Origin of the sequence: Vibrio sp. 03-59-1 (genome assembly GCF_013114135.1) — a bacterium.
Taxonomy (GTDB): domain Bacteria; phylum Pseudomonadota; class Gammaproteobacteria; order Enterobacterales; family Vibrionaceae; genus Vibrio; species Vibrio cortegadensis.
In genome coordinates, this window is record NZ_VTYA01000013.1 from 142,431 (window position 1) to 158,874 (window position 16,444).

The following is a 16,444-nucleotide window of genomic DNA, read 5'->3' on the forward strand; positions in this document are numbered from 1 at the left end:
AATCGTTTACAAGAATTATTTTTGCAGTATAAGTCTCAAAGTATGAGTTAAGTTTGATATTTTATCATTGATTTTTAAATCTGATATATTAATTTTAATGCGTTCGCAATTATTGAATTGGTAAACAAAAATTGCAGATATAATATTAACGTGAATAAAATGGGAATATTATTCGCATAGTTAGATGAAAGTGAAATAAATATAATCATGATGTTTTTGAGATTATCATCACATACCCGATTTATGAACCGCAGTAGTCTTTCTTTTTGGATTAATGGCTGATGTTTACAATATGGATAACTTGGTTTCGACTCTTTCTGATTTCAACGCGACTGAATTTCGTCGACAGCTTCATCAATACCCAGAACTCTCACTCAATGAAGTCAATACCGCGGCATTGATCGCAGCACAATTGCGCGAATTTGGGCTGTTCCCTGTCACTCAAATCGGAGGGAATGGGGTGATCTGTACCATCGAAAGTGGCGTTGCGGGTGACACTACGTTATTGAGAGCCGATTTCGATGCACTGCCTATTTCCGAGAAAAGTAGCATCGCGCATTGCTCTCGACATGAAGGCGTGATGCATGCTTGTGGACACGATGGGCACACCGCAAGTCTGATGCTGGTTGCCAAACATCTCGCGATCACACCTCCTCAGTTCGGGAAAGTCGTTCTACTATTTCAACCTGCGGAAGAGATCGGTACGGGTGCTGCTAGCATGCTGAACGATAATAGAGTAGCAACGTTAAATGTTGACCATGTGTTTGCTTATCATAACCTCCCTGGTTATCCATTAAATACAATCATCTTGAAACCAAACGCATTTGCTTGTGCATCAACGGGCGTCATTATTGAATTGGAAGGAAAAACTTCTCATGCTGCAAGACCAGAGAATGGCATTAACCCAACCTCTGCGATGGTTCAGTTAATTCAGTATTTGCAAAACTTGCCACAGAAGTACTCAGAAGCGTTTACGTTAGTGACGGTGGTTCATGCTTCTCTGGGTGAAGAGGCGTTCGGTACGGCTCCGGGCAAAGCGACAGTGATGGCAACGCTGAGAAGTGATGATGGGCCTCTATTTGAGAAAATGAAATCTGATCTGCTGGAAACCGTATCTGAAATAGCGGTTCGGGATAATCTTACCTGTCATGTCGAGTGGCAAGAGTCATTCAATGCCGTGATGAACTCTCCAAAACATTGTGACATCGTGTGCCAGCAAGCAGAAAAAATTGGTTTACCGCTGGTGGAGTTAGATGAGCCAATGCGTTGGTCGGAAGATGTCTCTGAGTTTTTGGCTAAGTGGCCGGGCGCTCTGTTCTGTATTGGGAGTGGGGCAGAGCATCCACAACTGCATAATCCAGACTATGATTTTCCTGATCAATTGATTGAGACTGCAAGCGCCATGTTTACTGGAATCATCCATCAGTTGCATCATCGCTAACGATTAGTGCCTCATAACAGCATTAACTGATACAAAAAAGGAGACATTTACGTCTCCTTTTTTTCAGCGTGATGCAATGTATCTACAAATTAAGCAGGTTGTTTCTCAGTATTAACTTCAAGCTCTTCTGAAGTGTGTTCTGCTGTCGGTTCGCATTTATCAACAAACCAGCCCATGTAAGACGTTACAATCGTTACGATGATACAAACAAAGCTCAACCACATAAATGGTGCATAAGACAGAGTGGCAACACCTAGAATGCTCGCCATGTAAATGCCGTTATCACTCCAAGGAACCATGCCTGATGTTAGCGTGCCACCAAACTCCGCGTTACGAGAAAGATTCTTTCTTTTGTAGCCTAGGCGGTCATAGTTTTTCGCACAAATCTTAGGTGTCAGGATTAGCGATACATACATTGCAGAGCCAAAAATATTACCCATGAATGCTGTTGCAATAGTGCTAGTTGCTAGTGAGCCAGCACTTTGAACGCGGCGTTCAAATAGTTTGGCGATAGTTTCTAGTAGGCCAACTTTATCTAGCAAGCCACCAAAACCTAGACCAAAGACAATTACAGCCACCGATCCTAGCATTGATGACATGCCGCCACGGTTAAGGATTGAATCGATGAAATCAACACCAGACGAGATAGAGAACGGAGCCCAAGCTGTATTGAACGCTGTTAGGAAATCGATATCTTGGATCATAACCGCCCAGATAATACCGAGTAAAGAGCCGAAACTAATCACAGGGAAAGACGGCATTCTCATTGCTAGTAGACCTAGAACAATCAGAACTGGAACAAAAGAGTAAGGAGTAATAAAGAACTGGTTTTCCATTGCCTTAATGACTGAGTCCACTTGGCTCATATCGACATTGCCAGCGTAGTGAAAACCAAATGCAGTAAACATCACACCCGTAATGATGTAGCTAATTAAGGCAACCGGTAGCATGCCTTTAATGTGTTCAACGACTTCAACGTTCGACATTGATGACGCTAAAATTACTGAGTCTGATAGTGGCGACATTTTATCACCAAAGTAACAGCCAGAAAGAACCGCACCCGCAGTAATTGGAGCAGGAACGCCAAGGCCTTGGCCGATTCCCATCATCGCAATACCAGCGGTACCAGCAGCACCCCAAGAGGTACCCGTTGCTAATGCTGTTAATGAACAGATAATCATTGTCGCAAGTAGGAAGATAGAAGGGTGAATCGCTTTAAGGCCGTAATAGATAATGGTCGGAACAATACCGCCAGAAATCCACGTGCCAACAAGTGCACCAACGGCTAAAAGAATCAAAACCGCACCTAGACCATTTGAAATACCGTTTAACGCCGCTTTTTCAAGGTCTTTATATTGGTGGCCAAGACGTAAACCAAGAGTGATGATAACGAACCAGCCTATATATAGTGCTAGTTGAATAGGGAGGTCGAGTTTTGCAGTGAAGGAAAATGCCAATAATAGGAATAGTCCTAATGATACAAAAACTTGCATCAAACTAGGTAGTCGAGTGTTTACTTGCTTCATATAAGCCTCTTATAAAATTGGGGGCAATAGCATGTTTAGCACATGATTCGGAACGACTCGAACCTTACCCTATTAAGATTAATATATCGAATAAATGCACTTGTGGTGTGATATTAAACTGCGAAAACTACTTTGTTGATTATAAAGTATCGCTTTAAGTTAAATTTGAGCATCAAAGATGTTTTGTGGTGTGGTTTTTATGTGTTACAAATGTTGCAGCTTATTGCAACTGTGTAATGGCAGAATAATTTTGGGTGTCATCATCGACATAACCAAGAAATATCGGCTGTTCAGTTAAGAAGCACTAAAAAGTTTCTATTTTCAGCAAATAGAGCTTGAGGTTTTGTTCTGAAAAACTTATAGATGGTTAAGGTGGTTTTGAATTTATACATGGAGAGTGAATGATGAGAGTAGGTCTAGTTGGTTGGCGCGGTATGGTAGGCTCGGTTTTAATGCAGCGAATGGTAGAGGAAGGAGATTTTGATCTCATTGAACCTGTCTTTTACAGCACGTCTCAGATTGGTATACCTGCCCCTACTTTTAGTAAGCAAACGGAGAGTGAAACCGGTTTGCTGCAAGATGCTTTCGACATAGATAGCCTTAAACAGTTAGATGCGATTATTACCTGTCAAGGTGGCGGCTACACCGAAAAAGTGTACCCTGCGCTTCGCCAAGCTGGATGGAAAGGCTACTGGATTGATGCAGCGTCTACCCTTCGCATGGACAGCGATTCAATTATTACGCTAGATCCTGTGAACTTGGCTCAAATCCAGCAGGGAATTCATTCTGGCACCAATACATTCGTTGGTGGTAACTGTACCGTAAGCTTGATGCTAATGGCGTTGGGTGGCTTGTATGAGAAAGGCATGGTTGAGTGGATGAGTGCAATGACTTATCAAGCCGCTTCTGGTGCTGGTGCTAAAAATATGCGCGAGCTTATCTCTCAAATGGGTGTCGTTAATGATTGTGTGAGTTCAGAGCTCGCAAATCCAGCAAGCTCAATTTTAGATATTGATAGAAAAGTGGCGGATACCATTCGTTCATCTTCATTCCCTACGGATCAATTTGGTGCCCCACTTGCTGGCTCACTCATTCCATGGATCGATGTGAAGCGTGAGAATGGGCAAAGTAAGGAAGAGTGGAAAGCGGGCGTTGAAGCGAACAAAATTTTAGGACTAGACGGAAAGCCAGTCCCAATTGATGGCACGTGTGTTCGTATTGGTGCGATGCGTTGTCATGCTCAAGCATTAACAATCAAGCTTAAGCAAGATGTACCAATGGATGAGATTGAAGAGATCATCGCAAGCCATAACGATTGGGTGAAAGTGATTCCGAACGAACGAGACATTACCGCGCAGGAGCTGACGCCTGCAAAAGTGACAGGGACCATGTCAGTACCTGTTGGACGATTACGTAAAATGTCGATGGGAGATGATTTCTTAAATGCCTTCACCGTAGGCGATCAACTTCTATGGGGGGCTGCTGAGCCTTTACGCCGCACACTGAGAATTCTTCTGGCTGAAAAGCAGTAAACAAAATTCTTCTAAGGGCAACGTAGATTTTTCCATATGAAAAGCACCTAAATTATAGGTGCTTTTTTCGTTAGGTATGGAAACAGTATTAGGTATTAGGTAATGGTATTCGGGGCTTGTGGCTTCACAGGGATGACTCGTTGATCCGGATCTGGTAATTCACTGCCACAAAATTTGCAGTAAAGCGCATCAGATTCATGCCCTGTTTTAGAGCAATTTGGGCATTTAACCAAGTTACGGTGCGCATTCATCTCGTGATTTAACTCTGCGGTGATAATGCCTGTAGGAACGGCAAGAATGGAATAGCCGAGTAGCATGGTTAGTGAGGCAATCGCTTGGCCGAAAGGGGTTTTAGGGACAAGGTCGCCATATCCAACCGTCGTTATCGTGACAATCGCCCAATAAATGCTTTGAGGAATAGAGGTAAACCCATTGCTAGGACCTTCCACAACAAAAATTATCGAACCTAAGATAATGACTAAAATCCCAACCGTGCTAAAAAAGATGAGAATCTTTCGGCGAGACATCAGTAAAGAACGCAGCAATATATTTGAGTCTTGTAAGTAACGAACCAGTTTAAGAATTCTAAAGATCCGCATCACTCGCAGCATTCGTATTACCCCAATGAAAGAAGCCGCAGGGAAGAAGAATGCAAGATAAGTGGGTAATACCGCGACTAAATCGATGACGCCATAGAAACTTCTCATATAAGCGGTAGGTTTTGGCGAGCAATAGAGTCGAAGAAGGTACTCAATAGTGAACAGGGCTGTGAAACCGTACTCTAGGTAAGTGATCGTTGTACCCCACTGTTTTTCGATACTCGGAATGGAATCGAGTACTAAGACAATCAGTGAAGCTACAATTGTAAAGATTAACGCTATATCGAAAAGGCGACCCATGCGAGTGTGGGTGCCAAAAATAATAACGTATAAGTGATGTTTTAAAGAGTGACGAGTCATGATGTTGCAACGTTTGTTTACCATTGCAACATCATACATTTTACTGGCAGGTGACGCGAATTACCTAACCCGCAAGACCTGGGAACAGGTTACGTAAACCGTTGGCAATGAACTCAATGCCAAGAGCGCCAAGAATCAAGCCCATAATACGAGTGATAACGTTGATTCCAGTTTGCCCAAGAAAACGGACAATGATTGGAGCTGAGCGAAATAGTAGCCATGTACACAAAGAGAAAGCAACAATCGTAATGCTAATCCCAACTGTATCCATCATTGTAGGGTAACGAGCACCATAAACGATGGTTGAACTGATCGCACCAGGGCCGGCCATCAAAGGCATCGCTAAAGGAACAACACCTATTTGCTCTCTACTATTGTATTCGGACTTTTCTTGTTTGTTTTGTTTATCCTCACCTAGTTTACCGCTCATCATCGAAAACGCGATGCTCATTAACAGCAAACCACCTGCAACTCGAAATGAATCCAGCGAAATACTGAACATGTCGAGAAGAATTTGTCCTGCAAGTAGAGAAATAACAAGTATGACAGCAACGGCAATATTTGCAGTGGCTGCGGTTTTGTTTTTTTCTGCAGGAGACATATAGCTCGTCAGCGATACAAACACCGGCATGATACCAACAGGGTTAACTGCGGCAACAAGGCCAAGGAAAAACTGCAAGAAAACAGCGAATTCAATAGATTGCATAATGGGCGTCTCACTTATCACGAAAATGCAAATAATAGGGGGTATCTTAAGAGGGGATAATGTAAGGCTTAAAGCTTAAAAGGACGAATGAAAAAAACTAACCCGTGAGGTGCGATTAAACGAAAAAAAACTAATTGCACATCGCTAAGTTTAAACGGGAAGTTACATTGGTAAGAATTATGGGGTAATAAGTTGCAGTGAATTGAGTAATTGTTAATGAGTGCACATTTTTAATAAAAATTATGTCAATTTATGGTGCCTTACAAGCAGATGGATATACTCTCAGTAGCACGAAAATATAGGTCGACATGTACCTTTTTATTCAAAAATGAAACTTTTTTACAGTTTGTTGTAATTTTTTCTATTTTTTGTTTCAAGTGAGGTTTTTTTAAGCACTTGGATTTTTATGTTTATATTCAATGTAATCAGTAGCTTGGGTGGTTTGTTGTGATCTTAATACCACTAAGTGGGTAAATAGTTTTTCAGAACTGATCTGAGTCAATTTTTTTCATACTCTGAAATATTATACTCAGTCCTGAAAGCAATTTACTAAGAATGTAGCTGAGTTAGAAAACTGAAACAGCCGCCTTACTAAATAGTTTTTAACGAATTTTATAGTTTTTATTTTTAGGAGAAACAATATGCCTGTAACGAATTTAGCTGAACTTGATGCTCTAGTAGCACGCGTTAAAGCGGCGCAAAAAGAATTTGCGAACTTTCCGCAAGAGAAGGTTGATGCAATCTTCCGCGCTGCATCTCTAGCAGCTTCAACAGCTCGTATCGAACTAGCAAAAATGGCAGCGACTGAGTCTGGCATGGGTATCATGGAAGACAAAGTTATCAAAAACCACTTTGCTTCTGAGTTTATCTACAATAAATATAAAGATGAATTAACGTGTGGCATCATCGATCGTAACGATGAAGGTGGCACGATCACTATTGCTGAACCTCTAGGTATCGTTTGTGCAATCGTTCCAACAACAAACCCTACTTCAACAGCAATCTTTAAAGCATTAATCTGTCTTAAAACACGTAATGGCTGTATCTTCTCTCCACACCCACGTGCTAAAAATGCAACTAACTATGCAGCTAAAGTTGTATTAGATGCTGCGATTAAAGCTGGCGCACCAAAAGACATCATTGGTTGGATTGACCAACCATCTGTTGAACTGTCAAATACACTAATGAAGCATGATGATATCAACATGATCCTTGCTACTGGTGGTCCAGGCATGGTTAAAGCAGCTTACTCTTCAGGTAAACCTGCTATCGGTGTTGGCGCGGGTAATACTCCTGTTGTTATCGACGAAACTGCTGATATCAAACGTGCTGTTTCTTCTATCCTTATGTCTAAAACATTCGATAACGGTGTTATCTGTGCTTCTGAGCAAGCTGCAATCGTTGTTGAATCAATCTACGATGACGTTAAAGCTCGTTTCGCTCAATACGGCGCTGTCGTTCTAAGCAAAGAAGATGCAGATAAAGTACGTAAAGTACTACTTATCAATGGCGCACTTAACGCTAACATCGTTGGTCAACCAGCATACAAGATTGCTGAGCTAGCGAATGTTAAAGTTCCAACATCGACTAAAATTCTTATCGGTGAAGGCCTAGAAGCTTCATGGGATGATGAATTTGCTCATGAAAAACTATCTCCTACACTAGGTCTATTCAAAGCGAAGAACTTTGAAGATGCTGTACGTCAAGCAGGTATCGTATTAGACATCGGTGGTGTTGGTCATACTTCAGTACTTTACACAGACCAAGATAATAACGAAGAGCGCATTGCGTACTTCGGTGACAAAATGAAGACTGCTCGTATTCTTGTGAACACGCCTGCATCTCAAGGTGGTATCGGTGACCTTTACAACTTTGAATTAGCGCCTTCACTAACTCTAGGTTGTGGTTCTTGGGGTGGTAACGCTATCTCTGAAAACGTAGGTCCTAAGCACCTTATCAACAAGAAAATTGTAGCTAAGCGAGCAGAAAATATGTTGTGGCATAAACTACCAAAATCTATCTACTTCCGTCGCGGCTGTTTACCAATCGCAATGACTGATCTTGAAGGTAAAAAACGTGCGTTAATCGTTACTGACCGTTTCTTGTTCAACAACGGTTACATTGATGACCTACGTGCAATCTTAAAAGAGAAAGGCATGGAAGTTGAAGTGTTCCATGAAGTAGAAGCGGATCCAACATTAGCAGTAGTTAAAGCTGGTGCTGAAGCATGTGCAAGCTACCAACCTGACGTTATCTTAGCTGTTGGTGGTGGTTCACCAATGGATGCTGCGAAAATTATGTGGGTGATGTACGAACATCCAGAAACTGATTTCGAAGACCTATCAATGCGCTTTATGGATATCCGTAAACGTATTTACAAGTTCCCTAAAATGGGTCAAAAAGCTGAACTAGTTTGTATTACTACTACTTCTGGTACAGGTTCTGAAGTTACACCGTTTGCTGTTGTAACAGATGAAAAAACAGGTCAAAAATACCCACTAGCAGATTACGAACTAACGCCAAACATGGCTGTAGTTGATGCTAACCTTGTTATGGATATGCCTAAGTCTTTATGTGCATTCGGTGGTTACGATGCAGTAACGCACGCATTAGAAGCTTACGTTTCTGTTCTTGCTAACGAATACTCAGATGGTCACGCTCTTCAATCACTTAAGATGCTTAAAGAGTACTTACCAAGCTCTTACGCTAACGGTAAGAAAGATCCAATTGCACGTGAGAAAGTACACAATGCAGCAACAATTGCTGGTATGTCTTTTGCGCAGTCTTTCCTAGGTGTGTGTCACTCAATGGCGCATAAACTAGGTGCTGAGTTCCACATTCCACACGGTCTTGCAAATGCGTTGTTAATCTCGAACACGGTTCGTTTTAATGCGACTAACAACCCAACTAAACAAGCTGCATTCTCTCAGTACGACCGTCCTAAAGCACGTGCTCGTTACGCTGAAATTGCTGAGCATTTAGGTTACCGTGAAGGTAATACTGAAACTAAAGTTAATGCGTTACTTGGTTGGTTAGAAGAGCTTAAAGTTGCATTGGATATCCCACTGTCAATTCAAGCTGCTGGTGTTGATGAAGCTGCGTTCATGGCTAAAGTTGACTCAATTGCTGAAGATGCGTTTGATGACCAATGTACAGGTGCTAACCCACGTTACCCTCTAATCAAAGAGCTTAAAGAAGTATTAATTGCTTCTTACTACGGTAAAGCATTTGTTGAAGGCGAAACTGCGACAGTAAGTGAAAAAACTGAAGCGCCAAAAGCAAAGAAAGCTAAAAAGTAAGATAACGCTTTTATGAGATATTTTCGCTAGCACGTAATATCTCTATCGGGAAAAGACAATGCCCCACCGAAAGGTGGGGCATTTTTTTGTTTGGAATAAAGTGTGGTTCAAAATTTTGGTGAAGGGATAGTGCTTGTGAAGATATATCGCTGGTGAAGATATAGTGCTTGTGGAAACATAATGTCGATGCATAGAGTTATACTTCGGCAGAAACCACTCGGCCGCTAAAATATTCATTCGAAACAATATACTCAGTGCTGCGAATCAACTCGTCTTGAACTTCAGCCCAGTGTTGATCATCGACTTTCCCTGATAAATGATGAATTGCAGGAACTACCCCCCCAACTCGAATATTGAATGGGTTGAGCTCCTTGGCCCAACTTGTTGTGAAACCAGAGACCATCGATGTCGCACTTTCAACGCCAGAGAAGTCGTGATAATTGTCGTGGGAAATTACATTGACTATCACCCCTTTTTTACCTCCTAACCTCATTCTTTCTGCGCTAACTTGCCCAAAACTAAAAAGTGTAGAGGCCATCTCTGAGAGCTGTTCAACAAATGGCTTTGCAGGCTGATTGCTCGTTAACTTAGGCATAGGTGAGCTTGTCCAACAATTAACAAGCACATTGGGAGCTGCATCAAAATGGTTTTGAATTAAATCGAGCAAGGTGTGAATGGATTGTTCAGAAGAGCTGGCTATCGGAAAAGGAGCGACATGATCAGAAATCTGCAAGCAGTGATGATAGGTTTCCATTAATGATATTGAATCCTGGTCACAAAGCGCTACCTTTGCCCCCAGCTTGGCAAAATGGGTCGCGAGTGTGCAGCCAAGCCTTGAGCCTGCGGAAGTCACTAATATAATTGAATTTTCTATATCCATAATATTCCACGCGAGAACCGCATCATCCTGATCTATTTGTAAGTGGTAAAGCTAGGATGGTTGAAAAATTAATTAGGTGGTGTGAAAAGCATCAAACATTTTTAGTTAGCCTAAATCTATGCTTTGTTTACTTGGGCTACCTCACAAAAATACCAGCCAAAACATAGCGATTATTATAAATAAGACAAACGCAGGAGGTTGGGATTAGGCTTGTTGCTGAATTTGATACTGGCGACTAGCAAAATTTAGCTGTGCGTAGAGGTCAGTGGGAACTGAAATATCGGGTTTTTCAGATTTTGATTCACGTAAAATACGGCGTTCATGACCTGATAGGTTGTGGTAGACATCTTCAGGGAAGTCCTGAGTATCTTGTGGCATGAACGCTAGAGGCGTCGGGCAGAGGTAGTGGCTGAGTTTGGCACTTGCCATTCCTGCTTCATGAAAATGTTCAGCCTGACGGGCAGAAATCGTGTACGAGTCACTATCAGAACGCAAAGCTTGCGGTTTCGGTACACCAAGTTGATTACGCAGAATAGACTCACTACTGAGCGATTCAGTAACGGTTTCTGCGGGGATGCAGTCTCGCACATCATTGGAGAACATCGACATTATTAAAGCGAAATCAGCACGGCGACCTTGTTCGACAGCATGGCTAATGCCTGTACCGAATTGAAGTTCGTTGATGATTCCAGCTTTATCTAAAGTGTGTAATTGCATGTGACCTCTCGCTTGATAATTACTTAGCGGCAGGAGAGGGAATAACTTTAGGCTCTTATTGCGTTGAAAAGTGAGGATTTATGGGAGGTAAGCATCTGTAGTCATAGGAAAAAGAAAAGCCAGCATCAATGATGCTGGCTTTAATATTCGGTTTAGCTCGCTATCTCAAATAGAGAGATTACTTCGCTAGGTTTTCTTCTACGAAAGACCAGTTTACTAGTGACCAGAATGCAGCCATGTAATCAGGACGTACATTGCGGAAGTCGATGTAGTAAGCGTGTTCCCATAGGTCAACAGTAAGCAGTGGTGTCACACCTTCGTCAGTCAGCGGAGTTGCTGCGTTAGAAGTGTTAACAATAGCTAGAGAACCGTCAGCGTTTTTCACAAGCCAAGTCCAAGATGAACCGAAGTTGTTGATTGCTGAATCTGTGAATTTCGCTTTGAATTCTTCGAATGAACCAAATGCAGAGTCAATTGCTGCTGCAACTGCACCTGTTGGAGCGCCGCCAGCATTTGGAGCAAGACAGTTCCAGTAGAACGTGTGGTTCCAAATTTGTGCTGCGTTGTTGAAAACACCACCAGTAGAAGTCTTAACGATTTCTTCTAGAGTTTTGCCTTCAAATTCAGTTCCAGGAATCAGACCATTTAGCTTAACAACGTAAGTGTTGTGGTGTTTACCGTGGTGGAAATCTAGAGTTTCTGCTGAGATATGTGGTTCTAGTGCGTCTTTCGCGTAAGGAAGAGCTGGTAGTTCAAATGACATTGCGAATGTCTCCATATAGTTGAAAGATTGAGTTCTTTCGGTGGCTTCCAATGATTTATTATAGTTATACCGACCCAAATATGAGTTGATTACTTGCATCGGTATTCGTCGAATTCTGACTTGGATTTATTTTAGCAAGTTTTTACTTTATTAAAAGGCATAAATGAAAAATTATTGTAATTGTATTGTTTCTATTACTTACCTCTCATAACCACAAATATTATGTGCTTTTTATTCTTGGCTAATGGGTTAGAATGTTCTTAATGACTGCAGTACATCCATTAAGAGGATCCGATGGAAACTATCGACAAAATCAAACAGCAAATCGAAGAAAACACAGTACTTTTATACATGAAAGGCTCTCCTAAGCTACCTAGCTGTGGCTTTTCTTCACAAGCATCACAAGCATTAATGGCATGTGGTGAGAAATTTGCTTACGTAGATATCCTACAAAACCCAGATATCCGTGCGGAGCTTCCTGCTTATGCACAATGGCCGACTTTCCCTCAACTATGGATTGACGGTGAGCTAATTGGTGGTTGTGATATCATTTTGGAAATGTTCCAAAAAGGTGAACTTCAACCATTAGTAAAAGAAGCTGTGGCTAAAGTTGCTGGTGATGAAGAGTAATCGTCTGGATCATTAACTTTCCAGAGTAGTATAAAAGGAGCTAATATAGCTCCTTTTTTGATCTCAAATACGAATGCCTCAAGATTATGAGTGGCGGAGATAGGCGATGAAAGTAAAACTGTATTACGTGCACGATCCAATGTGCAGTTGGTGTTGGGGCTATAAGCCAACGTTAGAATTACTCAAGCAGCAATTGCCGAGTAGCATTGAGTTTGAATATTTAATGGGAGGGCTTGCTCCTGACTCTGATGTTCCGATGCCGCTAGAAATGCAGCAGAAATTACAAAGTATTTGGCACCAGATCGAAGAGCAATTAGGCACGGAGTTCAATCATGAGTACTGGACAACATGTCAGCCAGTTAGAACTACTTATCCTGCGTGCCGTGCCGTTATCGCGGCAGGTTTTCAAGATCGCTATCAAGAGATGTTGGAAGCGATTCAACATGCCTATTACTTGCGAGCGATGCCTCCGCACGATGTTGACACTCATCAGCAGTTGGCTGAGGAGTTAGGGTTAGACCTACCGTTATTCATTAACGACCTTAATGGAAAAGTGGTAGAAGAAGAACTCGACGATCAATTAAGCTTATCTCGTAGCCTTGGGGTGCACTCTTACCCAAGCTTAGTTCTTCAGGTGAATGATAGTTACTTCCCAGTTGCAGTTGATTACCAATCTACAGAGCCGACATTAAAAGTGATTCGAGAGAAAATTGTCGAACTAGTGTCACTCAATAAGTAAAGCTCAGCAATAAACAATAGATATAAAAAATGCGCTAACTATTTAGCGCATTTTTGATCGGCAGGTGAAACGTATCATTTGCGAATAAAAATGTTTACTCGCCCGTGTCGTTTAAAGCACCATCGCCGCAATCCAACCAAAGATGATCAGTGGTATATTATAGTGAATAAAAGTTGGGACAACGGTTTCCCAAATGTGTTCATGTTGTCCATCTGCATTCAAACCAGAGGTCGGGCCTAAGGTTGAGTCGGAAGCTGGTGAACCGGCATCACCAAGAGCGGCAGCTGTACCAACCAGAGCAATGGTCGCCATTGGTGAAAAACCGAAAGCGAGTGCAAGTGGGACGTAAATGGTTGCAAGAATTGGAATCGTCGAGAATGATGAGCCAATTCCCATCGTAACAAGTAGACCAACAATCAACATCAGCAGTGCGGCTAAAGGTTTGTTATCCCCAATACTGGTTGATAGTGCTTGAACCAAAGATTCGACACCACCCGTTTGCTTCATTACTGCGGCGAACCCAGCGGCTGCGATCATAATAAAGCCAATCATTGCCATCATGTGAATGCCTTTGCTAAAGACATCGTGAGTCTCTTTCCAAGCAATGACGCCACCAAAAGTAAATACCATGAAACCAGCTAAAGCACCGATGATCATCGAGCCAGTATAAAGTTGCACAGTTAATGCGACGATAATACCGACTAAGGCAACCAGAATGTGTTTTTTGTTAATCGCTGCAGGCTCGTTATGAACGACGGTTAACTCCGTCTCTTTGTATTCGCGTGGCTTGCGGTAGCTAAAGAAAATAGCGGTCAGTAAACCAAAAATCATACCCATAGCCGGGAGTAACATTGCGGTTGGAACTTGACTCGCCACCACACCTTCTAAGCCATTATCATGCAGGTTTTTCAGCAGAATATTGTTCAGAAAGATCCCACCGAAACCAATAGGTAGCACCATATATGGCGTGATTAAACCAAATGTCAAAACACAAGCAACAAGGCGACGGTCTATTTTTAGCTTTGCAAATACTGCCAAAAGGGGTGGGATTAAAATTGGAATAAAGGCGATATGCACGGGAATGACATTTTGAGATGACATCGTTACGAGCACAAGAGCAACCAATACAATGTATTTAAGGCCAGTACTGGCAGCGGCATTTTCTTTGCCATGGATATGCTTGATGACGTTTTGAGCCAGTAAATCGGTAATACCTGATTTAGAAATGGCGACAGCAAAAGTGCCCAACATGGCGTAGCTAAGAGCGATAGTAGCACCACCGCCTAGGCCACTTTCAAAGGCAGAAACAGCGTCATTAAGACTCATTCCTGAAACCAGTCCACCAATGATGGCACTAAATGTCAATGCAACGACGACATTCACGCGCATCAATGCTAAAACCAGCATGATACATACGGAAATAACAACAGGATTCATATTTTTCTCGGTTAAGTTGTGTTTAGCTCGTCTTTATTAGAGAAGAGTAAAAGTTTTATTGGTTTGTTTCGGTCTCTTCAATAAGCGGCCAGCCACCTAAGGCTTTCCATTTATTGACGATGCCGCAGAAGAGTTCAGCTGTTTTTTGAGTATCGTATAGTGCCGAATGCGCTTCTTTATTGTCGAAATCCATCCCTGCAGTTTTACACGCCTTAGCCAGAACGGTTTGGCCATAGGCGAGGCCACTTAACGCTGCTGTGTCAAAAGTAGCGAAAGGATGAAAAGGGACTCTTTTTAATTTGCAGCGGTTACTTGCTGCATTAACGAAATTCAGGTCGAAAGTAGCATTATGAGCAACCATGATCGCTCGGCTACAATTGGCATCTTTCTGCTCTTTTCGAACTAATTTGTAGATCTCTTTGAGAGCTTCTTGTTCACTGACCGCGCCACGTAAAGGACTAAATGGGTCTCTTATGCCATTAAATTCAAGCGCTTCTTTTTCTAGGTTTGCCCCTTCAAAAGGTTCAACATGGAAGTGAATAGTCGAGGCTGGGTGCAGATCACCATGTTCATCCATTCGTAATGTGATAGCACAAATTTCTAAAAGCGCATCGGTTTCCGCATTGAATCCTGCGGTTTCTACATCAATAACTACTGGAAAATAGCCACGAAAGCGTTTCTTTAGGGTTAGTGCTTCATTTTTTACAGTCATGTTGGCTCAAATCTGGGTAACAATGCCTGCATTATTGCAGATTCTAACAGTGATAAAAACCAAAGAAATAGAATAATAACCAAAAGATAAATAACTATTTGGCGAGGTTTTTGCATAATTGAAGGTATAAAAATAAACGGCAATATGTCGCCGTGTAGAACCGTAATTGAGAGATATTCGCCCTTATGAATAAATTGGTCGTGACAAGTAGTTTGCTGATGTCCGTTTTGGTATCACCTGTTTCTATGGCGATAGAAAAGCGTTATGTAGCGACGCCTCAACAATCTACTTGGGAAATGGTAACCAACTCACCGTTGGAGTGCCGTTTGGTTCACCCAATACCAAACTATGGTGATGCAGAGTTTTCATCAGCCGCGGGTAAAAAAATCAATCTCGATTTTGAACTAAAAATGAGACGCCCGATGGGGGAAACTCGCAATGTGAGTCTCATTTCTATGCCTCCTGCATGGAGGCCGGGTGAAAATGCTGATCGAATCACTAACATCAAATTCTTTAAACAATTTGATGGGTATATTGGTGGGCAAACTGCTTGGGGGATTTTGGGGGAATTGGAGAAAGGTCGCTATCCGACTTTCAGTTATCAAGATTGGCAGAGTCGTGATCAGCGAATTGAAGTCGCTTTGTCGTCGGTTTTATTCCAAGCAAAATACAATGTGTTTAGCGATTGTATCAGCAATTTATTGCCTTATTCGTTCGAGGATATTTCGTTTACGATTCTTCATTATGAGCGCGATAGTGACAAATTAAATAAAGCATCACGAAAGCGCTTAAGCCAAATTGCAGATTATGTACGATACAATCAAGATATAGACTTGGTTCTTGTGGCGACCTATACCGACTCTAACGGCAGTAAATCTAGCTCTCAGGATTTATCTGAACGTCGTGCAGATTCATTACGCGAATATTTTAAATCGCTGGGATTACCGGAAAATAGAATTCAAGTGCAGGGTTATGGTAAACGTCGTCCAATTGCAGATAATTCATCGCCAATTGGTAAAGATAAAAACCGCCGTGTGGTGATATCTCTAGGACGAACTCAAATCTGATATTAAAAAAATAGGGCAGTGTTGTACTGCCCTATT

General features: G+C 41.9%; 13 protein-coding genes and 1 pseudogene. 6 read left to right on the plus strand and 8 right to left on the minus strand.

Annotation, left to right across the window (positions count from 1 at the left end; all coding sequences use genetic code 11):
- Positions 1-274: 274 nt before the first annotated feature.
- The gene (locus F0249_RS14395) at positions 275-1,441 is read left to right on the plus strand and encodes an amidohydrolase (protein ID WP_171757057.1); all 1,167 of its coding nucleotides are present in this window, start codon (positions 275-277) and stop codon (positions 1,439-1,441) included.
- An 89-nt stretch (positions 1,442-1,530) separates the two neighbouring features.
- Here the strand turns inward: F0249_RS14395 and nhaC are convergent, their stop codons facing one another.
- Positions 1,531-2,967, minus strand: coding sequence for a Na+/H+ antiporter NhaC (gene nhaC / locus F0249_RS14400; RefSeq protein ID WP_113799940.1), 1,437 nt, complete (start codon positions 2,965-2,967; stop codon positions 1,531-1,533).
- Positions 2,968-3,371: 404 nt separating this feature from the next.
- On the opposite strand from nhaC, the gene asd reads away from it, so the two are divergent.
- Positions 3,372-4,499: an aspartate-semialdehyde dehydrogenase gene (gene asd, locus F0249_RS14405; protein ID WP_029203471.1), complete on the plus strand. Its 1,128-nt coding sequence runs from the start codon at positions 3,372-3,374 to the stop codon at positions 4,497-4,499.
- 95 nt (positions 4,500-4,594) lie between these two features.
- Here asd and F0249_RS14410 read toward each other — a convergent pair whose 3' ends face one another.
- Both F0249_RS14410 and F0249_RS14415 read right to left on the minus strand, forming a co-directional pair.
- Positions 4,595-5,458, minus strand: coding sequence for an ion transporter (locus tag F0249_RS14410; protein WP_029203472.1), 864 nt, complete (start codon positions 5,456-5,458; stop codon positions 4,595-4,597).
- A 64-nt stretch (positions 5,459-5,522) separates the two neighbouring features.
- Complete coding sequence (locus tag F0249_RS14415; RefSeq protein WP_017053613.1) at positions 5,523-6,164, minus strand: YchE family NAAT transporter; 642 nt, start codon at positions 6,162-6,164, stop codon at positions 5,523-5,525.
- A gap of 641 nt (positions 6,165-6,805) precedes the next feature.
- Between F0249_RS14415 and adhE the strand changes: the two are divergent.
- Positions 6,806-9,409 (plus strand): annotated as a pseudogene (gene adhE, locus F0249_RS14420) (bifunctional acetaldehyde-CoA/alcohol dehydrogenase); the annotation flags it as partial.
- A gap of 250 nt (positions 9,410-9,659) precedes the next feature.
- On the opposite strand, the gene F0249_RS14425 reads toward adhE, so the two are convergent.
- The 3 genes from F0249_RS14425 to sodB form a co-directional block, all read right to left on the minus strand.
- On the minus strand, positions 9,660-10,343 hold the full coding sequence (locus F0249_RS14425; protein ID WP_113799944.1) for an SDR family oxidoreductase: 684 nt from the start codon (positions 10,341-10,343) through the stop codon (positions 9,660-9,662).
- A gap of 204 nt (positions 10,344-10,547) precedes the next feature.
- Entirely contained in the window at positions 10,548-11,060 is a 513-nt protein-coding gene (locus F0249_RS14430) for a VC2046/SO_2500 family protein (RefSeq protein ID WP_017053616.1), read from the minus strand.
- 178 nt (positions 11,061-11,238) lie between these two features.
- Entirely contained in the window at positions 11,239-11,823 is a 585-nt protein-coding gene (gene sodB / locus F0249_RS14435; protein WP_017053617.1) for a superoxide dismutase [Fe], read from the minus strand.
- Between the two features lie 294 nt (positions 11,824-12,117).
- On the opposite strand from sodB, the gene F0249_RS14440 reads away from it, so the two are divergent.
- A complete protein-coding gene (locus F0249_RS14440) occupies positions 12,118-12,453 on the plus strand; it encodes a Grx4 family monothiol glutaredoxin (protein WP_017053618.1) in 336 nt (111 codons plus the stop codon).
- Positions 12,454-12,559: 106 nt separating this feature from the next.
- Positions 12,560-13,192, plus strand: coding sequence for a DsbA family protein (locus tag F0249_RS14445; RefSeq protein ID WP_113799948.1), 633 nt, complete (start codon positions 12,560-12,562; stop codon positions 13,190-13,192).
- A 111-nt stretch (positions 13,193-13,303) separates the two neighbouring features.
- Here the strand turns inward: F0249_RS14445 and F0249_RS14450 are convergent, their stop codons facing one another.
- Complete coding sequence (locus F0249_RS14450; RefSeq protein ID WP_171757058.1) at positions 13,304-14,629, minus strand: Na+/H+ antiporter family protein; 1,326 nt, start codon at positions 14,627-14,629, stop codon at positions 13,304-13,306.
- Positions 14,630-14,684: 55 nt separating this feature from the next.
- Positions 14,685-15,341: a ribonuclease T gene (rnt, locus tag F0249_RS14455; RefSeq protein WP_017053621.1), complete on the minus strand. Its 657-nt coding sequence runs from the start codon at positions 15,339-15,341 to the stop codon at positions 14,685-14,687.
- Positions 15,342-15,526: 185 nt separating this feature from the next.
- Between rnt and F0249_RS14460 the strand changes: the two genes are divergently transcribed.
- A complete protein-coding gene (locus F0249_RS14460) occupies positions 15,527-16,408 on the plus strand; it encodes an OmpA family protein (RefSeq protein ID WP_113799952.1) in 882 nt (293 codons plus the stop codon).
- Positions 16,409-16,444 lie beyond the last annotated feature (36 nt).

What these genes read in the sequence shown, in the direction of transcription:
- F0249_RS14460 (WP_113799952.1), top strand. Translation starts at nt 15,527, where the DNA reads ATGAATAAATTGGTCGTGACAAGTAGTTTGCTGATGTCCGTTTTGGTA.
- F0249_RS14425 (WP_113799944.1), bottom strand. Translation starts at nt 10,343, where the DNA reads ATGGATATAGAAAATTCAATTATATTAGTGACTTCCGCAGGCTCAAGG.
- F0249_RS14445 (WP_113799948.1), top strand. Translation starts at nt 12,560, where the DNA reads ATGAAAGTAAAACTGTATTACGTGCACGATCCAATGTGCAGTTGGTGT.
- nhaC (WP_113799940.1), bottom strand. Translation starts at nt 2,967, where the DNA reads ATGAAGCAAGTAAACACTCGACTACCTAGTTTGATGCAAGTTTTTGTA.
- asd (WP_029203471.1), top strand. Translation starts at nt 3,372, where the DNA reads ATGAGAGTAGGTCTAGTTGGTTGGCGCGGTATGGTAGGCTCGGTTTTA.
- F0249_RS14395 (WP_171757057.1), top strand. Translation starts at nt 275, where the DNA reads ATGGCTGATGTTTACAATATGGATAACTTGGTTTCGACTCTTTCTGAT.
- F0249_RS14440 (WP_017053618.1), top strand. Translation starts at nt 12,118, where the DNA reads ATGGAAACTATCGACAAAATCAAACAGCAAATCGAAGAAAACACAGTA.
- F0249_RS14415 (WP_017053613.1), bottom strand. Translation starts at nt 6,164, where the DNA reads ATGCAATCTATTGAATTCGCTGTTTTCTTGCAGTTTTTCCTTGGCCTT.
- sodB (WP_017053617.1), bottom strand. Translation starts at nt 11,823, where the DNA reads ATGTCATTTGAACTACCAGCTCTTCCTTACGCGAAAGACGCACTAGAA.
- rnt (WP_017053621.1), bottom strand. Translation starts at nt 15,341, where the DNA reads ATGACTGTAAAAAATGAAGCACTAACCCTAAAGAAACGCTTTCGTGGC.
- F0249_RS14430 (WP_017053616.1), bottom strand. Translation starts at nt 11,060, where the DNA reads ATGCAATTACACACTTTAGATAAAGCTGGAATCATCAACGAACTTCAA.
- F0249_RS14410 (WP_029203472.1), bottom strand. Translation starts at nt 5,458, where the DNA reads ATGACTCGTCACTCTTTAAAACATCACTTATACGTTATTATTTTTGGC.
- F0249_RS14450 (WP_171757058.1), bottom strand. Translation starts at nt 14,629, where the DNA reads ATGAATCCTGTTGTTATTTCCGTATGTATCATGCTGGTTTTAGCATTG.